We start from the raw sequence: 15223 nt of genomic DNA, 5'->3' as shown, positions 1-15223 counted from the left end.
GGCCGGGTGTTGCAGGGCAGGCGTCAGATTCTCTCCGCCACCCGCCGGGCCGCCACGCCGAGCACCTCCCACGTCGAGGAGAACGGCGGGGCGTAGGCGAGGTCCATCCACGCGAGGTCGTCGACCGTGCCGCCGGACCAGAGCACGGCGGCGGCGGTGTCGATGCGCTTGCCGGCACCCCGGCCGCCGACGACCTGCACGCCGAGCAGGCGGCGGGTCTCGCGATCGGCCATCACCCAGATCGCGATCGGCTCGGCCTCGGGCATGTAGTCGGTGGTCGTGGTCCCCTCCGTCACCAGCGCGACGACGTCGAGGCCCGCGGCCTCGTCGCGCGACAGCCCGGTCCGGGCGATCTCGAGGTAGGTGTCGCCGTGGACGAAGCGGGTGATGGCGGTGTCGACCATGCCGTCGAAGGCGAGCGATCCCCCGGCGAGGCTGTCGCCGAGCGCACGTCCGTGCTTGGTGGCATAGGTCCCGAGCGGGCGGAACACCCATGCGTCGTCGATCCGCCGCCGCACCTCGCAGCAGTCGCCGGCCGCCCACACGTGCTCGGCGACGCGACCGTGCGGGTCCGGCCGGAGCGCGCCGTTGCCGGTCATCTCGAGACCCGAACCGGTCAGGAACGACGTGGCCGGACGGACGCCGGTCGCGACCACCACGAGGTCGGCCGGCCGGCTCCCGCCGTCCCAGTGCACGCCGGTGACGCGGCCGTCGCGCGTGTCGAGCCCGGTCACCTCCGCACCGAGGACCACCTCGGCGCCGGCCTCGCGCAGGGCGGCGTTGACCCGCTCCTTCATCTCGTCCTCGAGCATCGACATGCCCTGACCACGGGTGATCACGGTGACCGCGAATCCGTGCCGCAGGGCCGCCTCCGCCACCTCGACGCCGACGTAGCCGCCACCCACGACGACCACGCGCGCGTCGTCGCCCGCGGCAGCGAACCGCTCGAGCCACTCCGCGCCGTCGTCGAGCGTCTTGACCACACCCACCCCGTCGTGGGCCGACCCGTCGGGGCGCAGCGCCCAGTCGGGCACCACGGCCGGGGCGCCGCTGGCGACCACCAGGTCGTCGTACTCCACCACGGTGCCGTCGGCCGTCGTCACCGTCCGCGCGGCGAGGTCGGCGGCGACCACCTCGGTCCCGAGCCGCAGGTCGATGCCGGCCTCGCGGTGCTGCTCGGCCGTGCGCGCGACCAGGTCGTCACCGCTCGCGACGTCACCGGCCATCCAGTAGGGGATCCCGCAGGCGCTGTAGGACGTGTGGGTGCCCTTGTCGAGCACGGTGATCGCCAGCTCACGACCGGTCCGCCTGGCCGTCCGCAGCGCCTGGTGGGCGGCGGACATGCCGGCGGCGTCGGCCCCGACGACGACCACCCGCTGCGGAGACGCGCTCATTCCTCCGTCTGCTTCGCCCAGAGGTTGATGCCGGACTCGACGGCGAAGGAGTCGATCGCCGCGCGCTCGACCCCCGTCAGGGCCGGGCTCTCGAGGGCATCGAGGTTGGTGTCGAGCTGCTCGACGCTCGAGGCCCCGATCACCGCACTGGTCACCCGCTCGTCGCGCAGCACCCACTGGAGGGCGAGCTGGGCGAGCTTCTGGCCGCGCTCCTGGGCGATCTCATTGAGGTTGCGCACCCGCTCGAGCGTCTCGTCGTCGAGCCCGGTCATCGTCGAGTCGTCGCGCGCGGCACGGGAGTCCTGCGGCACACCGTCGAGGTAACGATCGGTGAGCAGCCCCTGCGCGAGCGCGGAGAAGACGATGCAGCCCATCCCCTGCTGCTCGAGCTCGGCGAGGAGCCCGTCCTCGATCCAGCGGTTGAGCATGTTGTAGGACGGCTGGTGGATCAGCAGCGGCGTGCCGAGCTCGCGCGCGATGTCGGCGGCCTCCTTGGTCTTCGCCGCGGAGTACGACGAGATGCCGACGTAGAGCGCGCGGCCCGACCGCACGGCCGCGTCGAGCGCCATCATCGTCTCCTCGACGGGGGTGTCGGGGTCGAAGCGGTGGCTGTAGAAGATGTCGACGTAGTCGAGGCCGAGGCGTGCCAGCGACTGGTCGAGCGAGGCGAGGACGTACTTCCGGGACCCGCCGCCCTGACCGTAGGGGCCCGGCCACATGTCCCAGCCGGCCTTCGTGGAGATGATCAGCTCGTCGCGGTAGGGCTTGAAGTCGTCCTCGAGGTAGCGCCCGAAGTTCTCCTCCGCGCGGCCGTAGGGCGGGCCGTAGTTGTTGGCCAGGTCGAAGTGGGTGACGCCCCGGTCGAAGGCGCGGCGCAGGATCGCGCGCTGGGTCTCCTCGGGCCGGTCGGTGCCGAAGTTCTGCCACAGCCCGAGGGACAGCACCGGGAGCTTGAGACCGCTCCGGCCGGTGAAGCGGTACTGCATGCCGGTGGAGTCGTCGTACCTGTCGGGGGCTGCGTCGTAGGCCATGGGCCCCATCCTGCCCGTTCGCGCCTCAGGGATGGCCCCGGAGGCGTGTCGGGGGGATGCCTGATGGTGGAGTGCCACCCGACAGGGTTGACTTGCCCCATGTCCTCCTCGCTCGCCACCGCCCTGCGCAGCTCCGCACTGCGCCTCGCGATCGCGTCCGTGAAGCGCGTCCCGGCGAGCATCCGCTTCCCGCTGCAGCGCGACGGCGTCCAGCCCGTGCCCCGCCTCGAGGCCAGCCGCGCCCGCGGCGACGTCGTCCAGCTGGGCCGGCTCTTCGGCACCCGGCTCTGGCTCGTGACGGGCTACGACGTCTCCCGGTCCGTGCTGGCCGACTCCGGGGCGTTCGCCAACGACGTGCGGGGGCTGATCGGGCGGCAGGACAGGGCGCCGGCGGAGCGGATCGGTGGCCTCGGCATGACCGACCAGCCCGACCACGGCCGGCTCCGGGGCGTGCTGACCCCCTACTTCACCCGCCGGCGGCTCGCCGAGCTCCAGGACGACATCGACCGCGTGGTCGAGGCCGCGCTCGACGACATGGAGGCCCACGGCCCCGAGGTCGACCTCGTCGAGCACTTCGGCTTCGCCGTGCCGTTCGGTGTCATCTGCGACCTGCTCGGCATGCCCGACGTCGACCGCGCGGAGTTCCGCCAGCACGGCGCCGCGCGCTTCGACCTGCGCGACGCCGGGGCCGGCATCTTCGACACCGCGACCGGAACGCGCGAGTTCCTCATCGACCTCGTCGAGTCCGAACGGCGCGACCCGCACCTGCCCGACGGGCTCGTGTCCCGGATGGTCGCCGACCACGGCGCCGACTTCGACGACGTCGAGCTCGGCGGGCTCGCCGACGGCATCTTCCTCGGCGGCTACGAGACCAGCGCCAGCATGCTCTCGCTCGGCACCTACGTCCTGCTCCAGGACTCGCAGTCGTGGAAGACCCTCCAGCACGGCGACGCCGAGGAGGTCGACCGCGTGGTCGAGGAGCTGCTGCGCTTCGTGTGCCCGGTCCAGGTCGCCTTCCCCCGGATCGCCCGCCACGAGGTCGAGATCGGCGGGGCGCGCGTGCGCAAGGGCGACATCGTCGTGGTCTCGCTCACCGGCGCCGGGCGCGACCCGGCGCGCCACGTCGACCCGCAGTCGTTCGACCCGACCACCGACGCGGCCGGCACGCTCGCGTTCGGCCACGGCCTGCACCGCTGCGTCGGCGCCGAGCTCGCCCGGATGGAGCTGCGCACGGCCCTGGTCGCGCTCGCCCGACGCTTCCCGGACCTGTCGCTCGCCTGCGACCCGTCGGAGCTGACGTTCAGCGAGCTCGCCATCGTCCACGCCGTGGACCGGCTGCCCGTCCGGCTGGGTTAGGCCCGTCTCCGTACGGTGGGAGGCGTGGCAGGCCGTCCCGCCCTCGTGCTCGCCGCGGCAGTCGTCGCGGTCGCCACCGGCTGCACCGCCGAGGACCCGCGCCGCGGCACCGCACCCGCCGAGAGTGGTACGACGTCCGCGCCGGCCACCCCGTCGACCCCGGCCACCCCGAGCCCGACCAGCCCCACCCCGGAGGCGACGACGACGGCGCCCACCGAGGAGCCGACCGCCGAGCCCACCGCCGAGCCCACCAGCGAGCCGGCCGCCGTGCCCGAGCCCCGGCGCTCCTTCGTCACGATCCCGGCGATCGGCCTGCGCGACTTCCCCGTCGTGCGCTACCGCGGCTCGCCCGACGACGCTCCCGGCACGGCCTTGCAGGACGCCGGGGAGATGGCCTCGCCCCGCGGCCCGCGCGGCGGCACCGCGCCCGGCGAGGTCGGCAACTACATCGTCACCGGGCACCGGCTCACCGGCACCGCCCCGCTGCGCAGCTCACCGTCGCTCGTGCGGGGCGACCGGATCCTCGTGCGGACCGGCGACACGGTCTTCGTCTACGAGGTGCGCCGCACCCGCTGGACGTCGTTCCGCCGGCCCGCCTCGCTGCGCGCCCAGCGCGCCGAGGTGCCCGGACACCCGGACGAGACCGCGACGCGGCCGATGATCACGCTGTCCACCTGCGCGACCCTCGAGGACCACGCCAACGGCAACTACTGGGCCGACCGGTTCGACAACCCCGAGCACCGCATCGACAAGATCGGGGTGCTGGTCGACACCCGGCCGGCCTGAATCCGGTTGACCCCGTTCGCGGTGCCGGGATGGGATGCGCGGCATGCCCGACCTGAGCGACCGCTGGCGCGAGCCCGACTTCGTCACCGCCGTCCACGCGTGGATCCACGACCAGCTCGACGGAACCGACTCGCCCGTCGTCGCGATCGAGCAGACCCACGTCACCGACTGGTCGACCGTCATGCGGGTGACGACCCGGCTCGGCACGAGGTGGTTCAAGGCCAACGACCAGTCGATGGCGCACGAGGCGGCGCTGACCGCCTTCCTCGCGCCTCGCTCGCACGAGCGGGTGCCCGTCCCCTGGCCGTTCGACCTCGAGACGGGCTGGATGCTGATGGCCGACATGTCTCCCCGGCTGCGCGAGGTGGTCGCCGAGGAGCGCAGCCTCGACCACTGGGCCGAGGCCCTCGGGGCCTACGCGCGCATCCAGATCGCCTGCGAGGACGAGGTCGACACCCTCCTCGCCCTCGGCGTGCCCGACCGCCGCCTGCACACGCTGCCCGGGGCATACGCCGACCTGCTGGCCGGCCTCGACGACCCCGACCCGCGCCTGCCCGACCCGCCGGCGGTCGCGGAGCTGTGCGACGCGCTGGCGGCGTACGGCGTCCGGGAGACGGTGCAGCACGACGACCTCCACGACGGCCAGGTGTTCCTCGCCAGCGGTCGCGCCCACATCCTCGACTGGGGCGACGCCTGCGTCTCCCACCCGTTCTTCACCCTCGCCGTGACGCTCGAGGGCGTGATCGCGTGGGGCGTGGACGACGTCGCGGGGTCGGAGGACCTCGGGCCGCACCTCGCGGCCTACCTGCGTCCCTACGCGGAGGCCTACGACCTCTCACCCGACCAGCTCGGCGACGCCGCACGCCGGGCGATGCGGCTCGGGTGGATCTGCCGGGCTGTCAACGGGGCGATGCCCGGGGACCCGGAGCAGACCCGGACGCGGTTGGGGATGTTCCTCGGCGGCGCTGCCTAGCTGTACTGACCCGGCAGGTTGGTCACGCGGCTGATGGGCGGGTTGCCTGCGAGTGAGCTGTGTGCACGGTGATGGTTGTAGATGTGCAGCCAGGCTGGCAAGGCCCGTCGTCGGGCGGTCTCGCTGGAGTACGGCTTGGCGTAGGCCCACTCGGTGAGCAGGGTGCGGTTGAAGCGTTCTGCTTTGCCGTTGGTTTGAGGTCGGTACGGACGGGTGCGGCTGTGTCGGCATCCGGTCTCGTCAATGGCCTCGGCCCACATGCGTGAGCGGTAGCAGGCGCCGTTGTCGGTCAGCACTCGACGGATGTGGATGCCCATGGCGTTGAACCACGCCACGGCTCGACGCCAGAACCCGGCCGCGGTGGCGCCCTGCTCGTCGGAGTGGATCTCGCAGTAGGCCAGTCGGGTGTGGTCGTCGATCGCGGTGTGGATGTAGGCGTAGCCCAGGTTCGGTCGGCCGTGGACCTTGCGGGGCCGGTCCGGGTCGCGGTGCGCCTGGCTGTTCACCCCGCCCTGGCTGCGGCCGTGGATGCGCCAGCCGCCGCCGTCGGGGATGTTGCCGAGCTTCTTGATGTCGACGTGGACCAGATCGCCCGGGTATGGGTGCTCGTAGCGCACCACGGGGTCACGGCGGACCGGCAGGCCGGTGGCGCGATCGATCCCGACCAGCTTGGGCAGTCCAAGCCGCGCGATCACCCGTCCCACCGTGGAAGAGTTCATGTCGAGCCGGCCGGCGATCTGCACGGGGCCGAGTTGTTTGGTGGTGCGCAGGTGCTTGACCTTGGCCTCGAGCCGGCGGCTGGTGCGTCGTGGCGAGTGGTGTGGCCGGCTGGATCGGTCGCCCATAGCTGAGGGACCGTGCTCGCGGTAGCGGTCGGCCCACCGCTTCGCGGTCGTGGGTGAGACCTGGAACCGCTCGGCAGCACGTCGTAGCGGCCAGCCGTCCTCGACGACACAGCGGGCCAGATACAGCCGCCCTCGCGGGGTCAGCGTGGCATTAGCGTGGGACATGGAGACCTCCGGGATCTGGGGTGCGAATGCGTGGTTGCTTCACACCTCACCCGGAGGTCTCCATCTCGTCTAGACCCAGTCGGCTGTCACCAACCTCTGTGGTCAGTACACCTAGCAGCCGCTCAGCCGCGCCGGGTCTCCAGGACGCGGAAGCCCTTGTGGCTCGCCAGGCGCTCGGTGGGCCAGCCCTGCTCGACGAGCCAGCGCTGGAGCGAGTCGGCGCCGAGGAACTTGCCGACGACCATCACCATCCGGCCGCCGGGCGCGAGCCGCGGCAGCCAGGTGAGCAGGAGCTCGTGCAGCGCCGCCTTGCCGATGCGGATCGGCGGGTTCGACCAGATCTCGTCGAAGACCTGGTTGCCCGGCACCTGCTCGGGCGTGCAGGCCACGAAGCGCGGGTCGAGCCCGGCCGCGCGGGCGTTCTCGTTGGCGAGCAGGAGCGCGCGCTCGTTGACGTCGACGGCGGTCACGTTGGCGAGCGGCACCGCCCGGGCCAGCGCCAGCCCGATCACGCCGTAGCCGCAGCCGAGGTCGAGGAACTGGCCCTGCGGCGGCGGGTCGAGCTCCTGGAACAGCACGGCCGTCGCGTGGTCGAGGTGGCCGCGGCTGAACACGCCCGCCCCGGTCTCGAAGGTCAGGCTGCTCCCCCACAGCTCGGCGGTGAAGCTCTCCCGCTCGAACGGCACGCTCGGGTCCGCGGAGAAGTAGTGCTCGACGGTCTCGTCGGGGTTCGGGTCAGGCATCGATGGCCTCTCGCTTGGCTCGGGCACGGTCGGCCTGTGCGGCCAGCTCGTCGTCGTCGGGGTAGCCGACCTCCTCGAGCGTGAGCCCGTGGGCGTGCACGACGCGCACGCCCTGGTCGCGGCGTCGTCCGGCCATCACCTCGGCGGGCCAGGAGGTCGGCTGCCGACCCTCCCCGACCGCGATCAGGCTGCCGACGAGCGCGCGCACCATGTTGTGGCAGAAGGCGTCGGCGCGCACCGCCCCGACCACCAGGCCCGCGTCGTCGCGACGCCAGTCGAGGTCGAGCAGGGTCCGCACCGTGGTCGCGCCCTCGCGCTGCTTGCAGAAGGACGCGAAGTCCCGGAGCCCGACGAGTGGCGCGGAGGCCTCGTTCATCGCCTCGACGTCGAGCCGGCGACCCCAGCTGAGCACGTGTCCGCGCACGAGCGGGTCGGCCAGCTCCTGCGCGTCGGCGATGCGGTAGGCGTAGCGGCGCCAGACGGCGGAGAAGCGGGCGTCGAAGCCCGCGGGCGCCTCGCTCACGCGTCGTACGCGCAGGTCCGGTGGCAGGATCCCGTCGACCCGGCGGGCGAGGGCGTCCAGCGGCGGGTCGGCCGACCGTCCCGCCGAGGCCTCGAGGACCCCGGGCTCGACGTCGAGGTGGGCCACCTGGCCGCGCGCGTGCACGCCGGCGTCCGTGCGGCCGGCGACGGTCACTCGCGGCTGCGGCACCCGCAGCGCGGTCGCGAGCGCGGACTCGAGCGTGCCCTGCACGGTGCGCAGCCCCGGCTGGGCGGCCCACCCGGAGAAGTCGGTGCCGTCATAGGCACAGTCGATCCGCAGCCGCACGGGACGATCCTAGGTGGCGTGGTGCCGGACGTTCACTCGCACCCGGGGCCTGACCGTGCCTACTCTGGCCACGTCATGACTTCCCTGCGCCTCGCCCCGCTGCTCGCGTCCGTCGTCCTCCTCGCGCCGACGTCCCACGTCGCCGCGCCGGCCGCCGCGGCATCGCCCGCGGGTGAGCGTGCCGTCGCGCACGCCGGCCCCGACTCCGACGGCGACGGCCTCCCCGACGACGGCGACGGCTGCCCGACCGTCGCGTCGAGCAACCCCACCGGCTGTCCGTCGGCGTCGCGCCGGGTGTCGCTGACGTGGCTGAAGGGCGAGCGCCGGCTCCAGGCGCGGGTGACCTCACCGGTCAAGGCATGCTCCGCGCGCGCCAAGATCACGCTCTGGCGCGAGCGGGCCGACCGCGACGAGAAGGTGGTCGCGTCGATCGCGTCCCACGACGGCCGCCGCAGGTTCGCGGGGCGCGGTGGTGCGCGCTACCACGTGACCGTCTCGCTGGCCTACAGCTCCGGTGTCGCGGAGTGCGGGGCTGCGACCTCGCGCACGGTCCGGGTGCCCCGCTGACCCTTTGTCAACCGATGGGTTGACAACGTCACGTCCATCGCCCTACCTTCTATTCAACCGATCAGTTGAAGAAGGTGCTCCATGACGGACCAGCTCTCCCGCGTCTTCGCCGCGCTCGCCGACCCGACCCGTCGCGACATGGTGGCTCGTCTCACCGAGGCCGACCACACCGTGGGCGACCTCGCCGAGCCCTACGACGTGAGCCTCCAGGCCGTCTCGAAGCACCTGAAGGTGCTCGAGGACGCCGGCCTGGTGACCCGGACCAAGGAGGCCCAGCGCCGCCCGGTGCACCTGGAAGCCGAGGTGTTCGACCTGATGACCGCGTGGATCGAGCGCTACCGCCGACGGGCCGAGGAGCAGTTCAGCCGCCTCGACGCCGTGCTCGCGCGGATGCAGGACGACGACAGCACGACCAGCACGACCACCCGCAGTGACCTCACCCAGGAAGGAACCGCATCATGACCACCACCCAGAGCCCCGACACGTCCACCCGCTTCCCCGAGGCGGCCATCCTCGCCGACGAGCACGTGCCGGCCGTCCACATCTGGCGGGACTTCGACGCCACGCCCGCGCAGCTGATGCGCGCGCACACCGACGCCGACCTCTTCGCCCAGTGGGTCGGGCCGAGCTCGCTCTCCACCCGCGTCGAGGAGTGGTCGTGCCGCACGAACGGCGCCTACCGCTACGTCTCCACCCGCGGCGAGGAGGAGTACGCCTTCCGCGGCACGTTCCCGTTCGTGGGCGAGGGGAAGATCGTGCAGACCTTCACGTGGGAGGGCATGCCGGAGGCGGTCGCCCTCGAGACGCTGACGTTCGAGGACCTCGGCGACGGCCGCACCCGGCTCCACGCGTTCTCCCTCTGCGACTCCTTCGAGGGACGCGACCAGATGCTCGCCAGCGGCATGGAGTCCGGCATCCACGACGGCTACGCCAAGCTCGACCGGATGCTCGCGGAGGGCACCCTCTGATGGCGCTCCCCGACGCCCCGGCCGCCCGCCACGAGCAGGTGGCCGGGGAGTTCTCCCGGCTCGTCGGCGCGACCACCGACTGGTCGGCCCCCGCTCCCGTCGACGGCTGGACCGCCCGCGACGTGGTCGACCACCTCGTCACCTGGCTCCCGGGCTTCCTCGCCTCCGGCGGCGTCGAGCTGCCCGCCGGCCCGTCTGCCGCCGACGACCCCGTCGGCGCCTGGCAGCACCACGCCGACGGCGTCCAGTCGCTGCTCACCGACCGCGGCGAGGACGAGTTCACCCACCCCTTCCTCGGCACCATGACGCTGGCGCAGGCCATCGACCGGTTCTACGTCTCCGACGTCTTCATGCACTCCTGGGACCTCGCCACCGCGACCGGCCAGGTCGCCCGGCTCGACGAGGACTTCGCAGCCGAGCTGCTCGGCGGGATGGCCGCGATGGAGGACGTGCTCCGCAGCTCGGGCCAGTACGGCCCCGCCGTGCCCGTCCCCGACGACGCCCCCGTCGTCGCCCGGCTGATCGGCTTCGTGGGTCGCGACCCCGCCCGGGCAGGCCGGTAGTCGTCACCTCCTAGGGTGGCGGCATGAGGTACGTCGTCATCGGGGCCGGTGCGGTCGGTGGAGTCATCGGCGCACGGCTCTCCCTGGCGGGGGTCGACGTCACGCTCGTGGCGCGCGGCCCGCACCTCGAGGCCATCCGCACCGACGGCCTGGTCGTCGAGTCCGCGGCCGGCCGCGAGGTCGCCCGGGTGGAAGCCGTCGGCTCCCCGGCCGACGTCACCTGGGCGGACGACCACGTCGTGCTCCTGTGCGTGAAGGGCCAGCAGACCGTCGCCGCCCTGGAGGACCTCGCCACCAGCGCCCCGCCCGGCACCCCGGTCGTCTCGGTGCAGAACGGCGTCGCCAACGAGCGCGAGCTGCTGCGCCGGTTCGAGCGGACCTACGGCATCACCGTCATGCAGCCGTGCGCCCACCTCGAGCCCGGCGTCGTGGTCCAGCAGTGCCACCCGATCCCCGGCCTGCTCGACATCGGCCGCTACCCGACCGGCGTCGACGACGTCTGCACCGCGGTCTCCGACGACCTTCAGCGCGCCGGCTTCGAGTCGGTCCCGCGGCCCGACATCATGGCGTGGAAGCACCGCAAGCTCGTGCTCAACCTCGGCAACGCCGTGCAGGCGTGCTTCGAGCCCTCCCCCGCCGCCGACGAGCTCCAGGACCGCGTCCGGGCCGAGGGCGAGGCCGTCCTCGCAGCCGCCGGGATCCCGGTCGTGTCGACGGAGGAGGACGCCGTACGCCGCGGCGACAAGCTCCGGGGCCGCCAGCGCGCCGACGCCTTCGGCTCCACCTGGCAGAGCCTCACCCGCGGCACGGGCGACGTCGAGACCGACCTCCTCAACGGCGAGATCGTGCTCCTCGGGCGCCTCCACGGAGTGCCGGTCCCCGCCAACGCCGCCCTCCAGCGGATCTCGAACGCTGCCGCGCGCGACGGCGTACGTCCCCGCTCCCTCGACGCCGCCGAGGTCCTGGCCTCCCTCTGACCCGTCCCGTCAGGACGCACGAAGGCCCGCCGCCCCGGGTGGGGTGGCGGGCCTTCGTGGTGCGGCTGTGTGGCTCAGGCCTTGGACTCGTCCGCGGGGGTCTCGTCCGACTCGGCAGCCTCAGCGGCGGCCTCGTGCTCCTCGGCAGCAGCCTCGTGCTCCTCAGCGGCGGCCTCGTGCTCCTCGGCAGCAGCCTCGTGCTCGGCGGCGGCAGCCTCGTGCTCCTCGGCCGCGGTGGCCTCGGTCTCCTCGACCTCGGGCTCGGCGGCCGGCGCGGGAGCGGCGGCAGCCTCGGTCTTCTTGGTGGAGGGGGCCTTCGGGCTGTAGGCCTCGGTCACCAGCTCGATGACCGCCATGGGGGCGTTGTCGCCCTTGCGGGGGCCGATCTTGGTGATGCGGGTGTAGCCGCCGGGACGCTCCGAGAAGGTCGGCGCGATCTCGGTGAACAGGGTGTGCACGACCGACTTGTCGCGGATGGTCTTGAGGACCTCGCGACGGTTGTGCAGGTCGCCCCGCTTGGCCTTGGTGATCAGCTTCTCCGCGACCGGGCGCAGCAGGCGCGCGCGGGTCTCGGTGGTGGTGATCCGGCCGTGCTCGAACAGGGCGGTGGCCAGGTTCGACAGCATCAGGCGCTGGTGGGCCGGGCTGCCGCCGAGGCGGGGGCCCTTCTTGGGCTTGGGCATGTCGTGCCTTCCTTCTCTCGGGCCGTGTCAGGTACCCGGGTAGACGACCGGCAGGGCTGCCGGTCGGTTTGGGTCGTACGATCCCGGCCACCGTGAGGTGGCCGGGACCGGGAGATCAGAGCTGCTCGTCCTCGATGAACGCGTCGTCGTCGTCGTCGTCGCCGTAGGCGGCGAGGGCGGCGTGCGGGTCGAAGCCGGGCGCGCTGTCCTTGAGCGAGAGGCCCATCTCGACGAGCTTGGCCTTCACCTCGTCGATGGACTTGGCGCCGAAGTTGCGGATGTCGAGCAGGTCCTGCTCCGAGCGGGAGATGAGCTCACCCACGGTGTGGATGCCCTCGCGCTTGAGGCAGTTGTAGGAGCGAACCGTGAGCTGCAGGTCCTCGACCGGCAGGGCCAGGTCGGCGGCGAGCTGCTCGTCGACGGGCGACGGGCCGATGTCGATGCCCTCGGCCTCGACGTTGAGCTCACGGGCCAGGCCGAAGAGCTCGACGAGCGTCTTGCCGGCCGAGGCGATCGCGTCACGGGGACGGATCGACTGCTTGGTCTCGACGTCGATGACGAGCTTGTCGAAGTCGGTGCGCTGCTCGACACGGGTGGCCTCGACCTTGTAGGTCACCTTCAGCACGGGGCTGTAGATCGAGTCGACCGGCATGCGGCCGATCTCGTTGTCGGCACCCTTGTTCTGGACCGACGAGACGTAGCCGCGGCCACGCTCGACGACGAGCTCCATCTCCAGCTTGCCCTTGTCGGACAGCGTGGCGATCTTGAGCTCGGGGTTGTGGACCTCGACACCGGCGGGCGGCGTGATGTCGGCGGCGGTGACGTCACCGGCACCGGACTTGCGGAGGTACATCACGACCGGCTCGTCGTGCTCGGAGGAGACGACGATGCCCTTGAGGTTGAGGATGATCTCGGTCATGTCCTCGGTGACGCCCTCGATGGTCGAGAACTCGTGGAGGACGGAGTCGACCTTGATGCTGGTGACGGACGCACCCGGGATCGAGCTGAGGAGCGTACGACGCAGCGAGTTGCCGAGCGTGTAGCCGAAGCCCGGCTCCAGCGGCTCGATGACGAACCGCGAGCGGAACTCGTCGACGGTCTCTTCCGTGAGGGTGGGGCGCTGAGCGATGAGCACGGAGGCTGTCCTTTCCGGATCCACCCGCTATTTGACGGATCCGAACATGATGAGGAGTGGTGTGGAAGAGGGGCGTCGGCGGCCTCCCCCGATCGAGGAGGAGGCCACCGACAAGGGGTCACTTCTTGGAGTAGTACTCCACGATGAGCTGCTCCTGGACCGGGACGTCGATCTGCGCCCGGATCGGAACCTGGTGCACGAGGATGCGCATCCGCGACGGGATGACCTCCAGCCAGGCGGGCGTCACGCGCTCGCCGTGGGTCTCGCGGGCCACGATCATCGGGGTCGACTCGAGCGACTTCTCGCGCACGTCGATGATGTCGTGGTCGGTGACCTGGAAGGACGGGATGTCGACCTTCTTGCCGTTGACCTGGAAGTGGCCGTGCACGACGAGCTGGCGGGCCTGGCGGCGCGTCCGGGCGAAGCCGGCGCGGTAGACCACGTTGTCGAGGCGGCACTCGAGGAGCTGCAGGAGGTTGTCGCCGGTCTTGCCCTGGCGACGGCTGGCCTCCTTGTAGTAGCGGACGAACTGCTTCTCCATCACGCCGTAGGTGAAGCGCGCCTTCTGCTTCTCACGGAGTTGCAGCAGGTACTCGGACTCCTTGATGCGGCCGCGACCGTGCTGGCCGGGCGCGTAGGGACGCTTCTCGAAGGCAGCGTCACCGCCGACGAGGTCGACACCGAGACGGCGCGACTTGCGGGTCATGGGACCGGTGTAGCGGGCCATGTTTCAGTCTCTCTTTCTCAGTCTCGGGTCAGACGCGGCGGCGCTTGGGCGGCCGGCATCCGTTGTGGGGTGTGGGCGTGACGTCCTGGATGGTGCCGACCTCGAGGCCGATGGCACCCAGCGAACGGATGGCGGTCTCACGACCCGAGCCCGGACCCTTGACGAAGACGTCGATCTTCTTCATGCCATGGTCCATGGCGCGACGGCCGGCGGCCTCGGCAGCCATCTGGGCGGCGAAGGGGGTGGACTTGCGCGAGCCCTTGAAGCCGACGGTGCCGGCAGAGGCCCACGAGATCACCGCACCGGTCGGGTCGGTGATCGTGACGATGGTGTTGTTGAACGTGCTCTTGATGTGGGCTTCGCCCTGAGCGATGTTCTTCTTCTCCTTGCGGCGGACCTTGGTCGCGCGGCTCTTGGGAGGCATTCAGTAACTCCTGTGAGGTTCTGGTCTGGAAGCTTCGATGACGGCGGTGATCAGCGCAGGGCGCCGATCACTTCGCCTTCTTCTTGCCGGCGACGGTGCGCTTCGGGCCCTTGCGGGTGCGCGCGTTGGTCTTGGTGCGCTGGCCGCGGACCGGAAGGCCCATGCGGTGGCGGCGACCCTGGTAGCTGCCGATCTCGATCTTGCGGCGGATGTCCGCCTGGACCTCACGTCGGAGGTCACCCTCGATCTTGAAGTTGGCTTCGATCTCGTCGCGAAGCTTGACCAGCTCCTCGTCACCGAGCGTGTGGACGCGAGCGTTCGGGTCCACGCCGGTGGCAGCGAGCAGCTGCTGGGAGCGGGTACGGCCGATGCCGTAGATGTAGGTGAGAGCGACCTCGATGCGCTTGTCGCGCGGGAGGTCGACACCAACGAGGCGTGCCATGTGGTGGTTCCTGTTCTGTTTCTCGCCCTGGTTTCGGACGTGTCGCGCCTCGACCCCCGAGGGGACTCGAGCTCCGGCCAGTGCTCCGGAGGTGGTTCGGACGGGCGGTGCCCGGCCTAGCGATCACGTTGTATGGAGTTGCTGTGGTCCTGCTGGGATTCAGGCCCGCTTGCCGCAAGCGGCTGCGCGGCTCGCGATGGGCATCCAGCTCCGGCTGCGCCGTACCTGGAAGCCCACGCTCACCCCTGACGCTGCTTGTGGCGGGGGTTCTCGCAGATGACCATGACCCGGCCGTGACGGCGGATGACCTTGCACTTGTCACAGATGGGCTTGACGCTGGGGTTGACCTTCATGTCAACGAATCCTTGCTACTCGGCTGGACTGTCACTTGTAGCGGTAGACGATCCGACCCCGGGTGAGGTCGTACGGCGAGAGCTCCACCACGACCCGGTCCTCGGGGAGGATCCGGATGTAGTGCTGTCGCATCTTGCCGCTGATGTGCGCGAGCACCTTGTGCCCGTTCGCCAGCTCCACGCGGAACATGGCGTTGGGAAGGGCCTCCACGACGGTGCCCTCGATCTCGATCACGCCTTCTTTCTTCGGCATGTCCTCCAC

At 71.4% G+C, this 15223-nt stretch carries 20 protein-coding genes; 8 read left to right on the top strand and 12 right to left on the bottom strand.

What is annotated here, in order from left to right:
- Positions 1-23: 23 nt before the first annotated feature.
- Positions 24-1394, bottom strand: a complete 1371-nt coding sequence (locus BLV76_RS11800) for an FAD-dependent oxidoreductase (protein ID WP_090969303.1) — start codon at positions 1392-1394, stop codon at positions 24-26.
- Positions 1391-2425, bottom strand: a complete 1035-nt coding sequence (mgrA, locus tag BLV76_RS11795) for an L-glyceraldehyde 3-phosphate reductase (protein WP_090969302.1) — start codon at positions 2423-2425, stop codon at positions 1391-1393. The genes BLV76_RS11800 and mgrA overlap by 4 nt, the downstream gene beginning before the upstream one ends.
- A 99-nt stretch (positions 2426-2524) precedes the next feature.
- On the opposite strand from mgrA, the gene BLV76_RS11790 reads away from it, so the two are divergent.
- The 3 genes from BLV76_RS11790 to BLV76_RS11780 are packed head-to-tail and all read left to right on the top strand — an operon-like array spanning position 2525 to position 5540.
- The gene (locus BLV76_RS11790; protein WP_090969301.1) at positions 2525-3781 is read left to right on the top strand and encodes a cytochrome P450; all 1257 of its coding nucleotides are present in this window, start codon (positions 2525-2527) and stop codon (positions 3779-3781) included.
- Positions 3782-3805: 24 nt separating this feature from the next.
- On the top strand, positions 3806-4567 hold the full coding sequence (locus tag BLV76_RS11785) for a class E sortase (protein WP_175539644.1): 762 nt from the start codon (positions 3806-3808) through the stop codon (positions 4565-4567).
- Positions 4568-4610: 43 nt separating this feature from the next.
- On the top strand, positions 4611-5540 hold the full coding sequence (locus BLV76_RS11780) for a phosphotransferase (protein WP_175539643.1): 930 nt from the start codon (positions 4611-4613) through the stop codon (positions 5538-5540).
- Here BLV76_RS11780 and BLV76_RS11775 read toward each other — a convergent pair.
- The 3 genes from BLV76_RS11775 to truA form a co-directional block, all read right to left on the bottom strand.
- Positions 5537-6550 (bottom strand): IS481 family transposase, encoded by a 1014-nt coding sequence (locus BLV76_RS11775; protein WP_090969299.1) that lies wholly within the window; start codon positions 6548-6550, stop codon positions 5537-5539. The two genes, BLV76_RS11780 and BLV76_RS11775, sit on opposite strands and share 4 nt — an antisense overlap.
- A 122-nt stretch (positions 6551-6672) precedes the next feature.
- On the bottom strand, positions 6673-7293 hold the full coding sequence (locus BLV76_RS11770) for a class I SAM-dependent methyltransferase (RefSeq protein WP_090969298.1): 621 nt from the start codon (positions 7291-7293) through the stop codon (positions 6673-6675).
- Positions 7286-8122 (bottom strand): tRNA pseudouridine(38-40) synthase TruA, encoded by an 837-nt coding sequence (gene truA, locus BLV76_RS11765; RefSeq protein ID WP_090969297.1) that lies wholly within the window; start codon positions 8120-8122, stop codon positions 7286-7288. The genes BLV76_RS11770 and truA overlap by 8 nt, the downstream gene beginning before the upstream one ends.
- Before the next feature lie 75 nt (positions 8123-8197).
- Here truA and BLV76_RS11760 point away from each other — a divergent pair, with 75 nt between their 5' ends.
- The 5 genes from BLV76_RS11760 to BLV76_RS11740 all read left to right on the top strand — a co-directional run bounded on the left by BLV76_RS11760 (position 8198) and on the right by BLV76_RS11740 (position 11197).
- Positions 8198-8689 (top strand): hypothetical protein, encoded by a 492-nt coding sequence (locus tag BLV76_RS11760; RefSeq protein ID WP_090969296.1) that lies wholly within the window; start codon positions 8198-8200, stop codon positions 8687-8689.
- An 81-nt stretch (positions 8690-8770) separates the two neighbouring features.
- Entirely contained in the window at positions 8771-9151 is a 381-nt protein-coding gene (locus BLV76_RS11755) for an ArsR/SmtB family transcription factor (protein WP_090969295.1), read from the top strand.
- Positions 9148-9657 (top strand): SRPBCC domain-containing protein, encoded by a 510-nt coding sequence (locus tag BLV76_RS11750; RefSeq protein WP_090969294.1) that lies wholly within the window; start codon positions 9148-9150, stop codon positions 9655-9657. The genes BLV76_RS11755 and BLV76_RS11750 overlap by 4 nt, the downstream gene beginning before the upstream one ends.
- Entirely contained in the window at positions 9657-10220 is a 564-nt protein-coding gene (locus BLV76_RS11745) for a TIGR03086 family metal-binding protein (protein WP_090969293.1), read from the top strand. The genes BLV76_RS11750 and BLV76_RS11745 overlap by 1 nt, the downstream gene beginning before the upstream one ends.
- 23 nt (positions 10221-10243) lie before the next feature.
- Complete coding sequence (locus tag BLV76_RS11740) at positions 10244-11197, top strand: ketopantoate reductase family protein (protein ID WP_090969292.1); 954 nt, start codon at positions 10244-10246, stop codon at positions 11195-11197.
- A gap of 74 nt (positions 11198-11271) precedes the next feature.
- Here BLV76_RS11740 and rplQ read toward each other — a convergent pair whose 3' ends face one another.
- The 7 genes from rplQ to infA all read right to left on the bottom strand — a co-directional run bounded on the left by rplQ (position 11272) and on the right by infA (position 15214).
- Positions 11272-11880: a 50S ribosomal protein L17 gene (gene rplQ, locus BLV76_RS11735; RefSeq protein ID WP_090969291.1), complete on the bottom strand. Its 609-nt coding sequence runs from the start codon at positions 11878-11880 to the stop codon at positions 11272-11274.
- Between the two features lie 115 nt (positions 11881-11995).
- Positions 11996-13015, bottom strand: a complete 1020-nt coding sequence (locus BLV76_RS11730; RefSeq protein WP_090969290.1) for a DNA-directed RNA polymerase subunit alpha — start codon at positions 13013-13015, stop codon at positions 11996-11998.
- A gap of 118 nt (positions 13016-13133) precedes the next feature.
- A complete protein-coding gene (gene rpsD / locus BLV76_RS11725) occupies positions 13134-13742 on the bottom strand; it encodes a 30S ribosomal protein S4 (RefSeq protein ID WP_090969289.1) in 609 nt (202 codons plus the stop codon).
- Positions 13743-13770: 28 nt separating this feature from the next.
- Positions 13771-14166: a 30S ribosomal protein S11 gene (gene rpsK / locus BLV76_RS11720; RefSeq protein WP_010831742.1), complete on the bottom strand. Its 396-nt coding sequence runs from the start codon at positions 14164-14166 to the stop codon at positions 13771-13773.
- A 67-nt stretch (positions 14167-14233) separates the two neighbouring features.
- Positions 14234-14608 (bottom strand): 30S ribosomal protein S13, encoded by a 375-nt coding sequence (gene rpsM / locus BLV76_RS11715; RefSeq protein WP_090969288.1) that lies wholly within the window; start codon positions 14606-14608, stop codon positions 14234-14236.
- 239 nt (positions 14609-14847) lie between these two features.
- A complete protein-coding gene (rpmJ, locus tag BLV76_RS11710) occupies positions 14848-14961 on the bottom strand; it encodes a 50S ribosomal protein L36 (protein ID WP_004008316.1) in 114 nt (37 codons plus the stop codon).
- Positions 14962-14992: 31 nt separating this feature from the next.
- Positions 14993-15214: a translation initiation factor IF-1 gene (gene infA / locus BLV76_RS11705; RefSeq protein ID WP_056599768.1), complete on the bottom strand. Its 222-nt coding sequence runs from the start codon at positions 15212-15214 to the stop codon at positions 14993-14995.
- Between the last annotated feature and the right edge of the window lie 9 nt (positions 15215-15223).

The organism is Nocardioides exalbidus, assembly GCF_900105585.1.
In the GTDB taxonomy this organism is placed as follows: Bacteria; Actinomycetota; Actinomycetes; order Propionibacteriales; family Nocardioidaceae; genus Nocardioides; species Nocardioides exalbidus.
Note: the sequence above shows the minus strand (reverse complement) of the source record. Positions and strands in the feature narration are given on the sequence as shown.

What these genes read in the sequence shown, in the direction of transcription:
- BLV76_RS11800 (WP_090969303.1), bottom strand. Translation starts at nt 1,394, where the DNA reads ATGAGCGCGTCTCCGCAGCGGGTGGTCGTCGTCGGGGCCGACGCCGCC.
- mgrA (WP_090969302.1), bottom strand. Translation starts at nt 2,425, where the DNA reads ATGGCCTACGACGCAGCCCCCGACAGGTACGACGACTCCACCGGCATG.
- BLV76_RS11790 (WP_090969301.1), top strand. Translation starts at nt 2,525, where the DNA reads ATGTCCTCCTCGCTCGCCACCGCCCTGCGCAGCTCCGCACTGCGCCTC.
- BLV76_RS11780 (WP_175539643.1), top strand. Translation starts at nt 4,611, where the DNA reads ATGCCCGACCTGAGCGACCGCTGGCGCGAGCCCGACTTCGTCACCGCC.
- BLV76_RS11775 (WP_090969299.1), bottom strand. Translation starts at nt 6,550, where the DNA reads ATGTCCCACGCTAATGCCACGCTGACCCCGCGAGGGCGGCTGTATCTG.
- BLV76_RS11770 (WP_090969298.1), bottom strand. Translation starts at nt 7,293, where the DNA reads ATGCCTGACCCGAACCCCGACGAGACCGTCGAGCACTACTTCTCCGCG.
- BLV76_RS11760 (WP_090969296.1), top strand. Translation starts at nt 8,198, where the DNA reads ATGACTTCCCTGCGCCTCGCCCCGCTGCTCGCGTCCGTCGTCCTCCTC.
- BLV76_RS11755 (WP_090969295.1), top strand. Translation starts at nt 8,771, where the DNA reads ATGACGGACCAGCTCTCCCGCGTCTTCGCCGCGCTCGCCGACCCGACC.
- BLV76_RS11750 (WP_090969294.1), top strand. Translation starts at nt 9,148, where the DNA reads ATGACCACCACCCAGAGCCCCGACACGTCCACCCGCTTCCCCGAGGCG.
- BLV76_RS11745 (WP_090969293.1), top strand. Translation starts at nt 9,657, where the DNA reads ATGGCGCTCCCCGACGCCCCGGCCGCCCGCCACGAGCAGGTGGCCGGG.
- BLV76_RS11740 (WP_090969292.1), top strand. Translation starts at nt 10,244, where the DNA reads ATGAGGTACGTCGTCATCGGGGCCGGTGCGGTCGGTGGAGTCATCGGC.
- rplQ (WP_090969291.1), bottom strand. Translation starts at nt 11,880, where the DNA reads ATGCCCAAGCCCAAGAAGGGCCCCCGCCTCGGCGGCAGCCCGGCCCAC.
- rpsD (WP_090969289.1), bottom strand. Translation starts at nt 13,742, where the DNA reads ATGGCCCGCTACACCGGTCCCATGACCCGCAAGTCGCGCCGTCTCGGT.
- rpsK (WP_010831742.1), bottom strand. Translation starts at nt 14,166, where the DNA reads ATGCCTCCCAAGAGCCGCGCGACCAAGGTCCGCCGCAAGGAGAAGAAG.
- rpsM (WP_090969288.1), bottom strand. Translation starts at nt 14,608, where the DNA reads ATGGCACGCCTCGTTGGTGTCGACCTCCCGCGCGACAAGCGCATCGAG.
- rpmJ (WP_004008316.1), bottom strand. Translation starts at nt 14,961, where the DNA reads ATGAAGGTCAACCCCAGCGTCAAGCCCATCTGTGACAAGTGCAAGGTC.
- infA (WP_056599768.1), bottom strand. Translation starts at nt 15,214, where the DNA reads ATGCCGAAGAAAGAAGGCGTGATCGAGATCGAGGGCACCGTCGTGGAG.